Origin of the sequence: Pseudomonas juntendi (assembly GCF_009932375.1) — a bacterium.
GTDB lineage: Bacteria > Pseudomonadota > Gammaproteobacteria > Pseudomonadales > Pseudomonadaceae > Aquipseudomonas > Aquipseudomonas juntendi.
Genome location: NZ_BLJG01000408.1, coordinates 1 through 220, shown reverse-complemented (window position 1 = coordinate 220; position 220 = coordinate 1). Strand labels below are relative to the sequence as shown.

Genomic DNA, 220 nt, shown 5'->3' with positions numbered 1-220 from the left:
CAGGCTGACCCCCAGCGCCCAGTGCGGGTTGCCCGCACCGCTGTCGGCCAGACGTGCCGGCACATCCAGCGCCAGCACCAGGCCGCATAGGATCAAGCCCATGAACAGCACGGTGCGGCCAGTGGGGCGCGCACCGCCCAGCGCCCAGGTCAGCAGCGCCAGCAGCATCGGGAAGGTATTGCCTACCAGCAAGGCCAGGGCCACCGGGATGCGCGCCACC

General features: G+C 71.4%; 1 pseudogene. It reads right to left on the bottom strand.

Annotated features, from left to right (window positions below):
- Nucleotides 1–220 (bottom strand): annotated as a pseudogene (locus GYA94_RS26360) (EamA/RhaT family transporter); the annotation flags it as partial.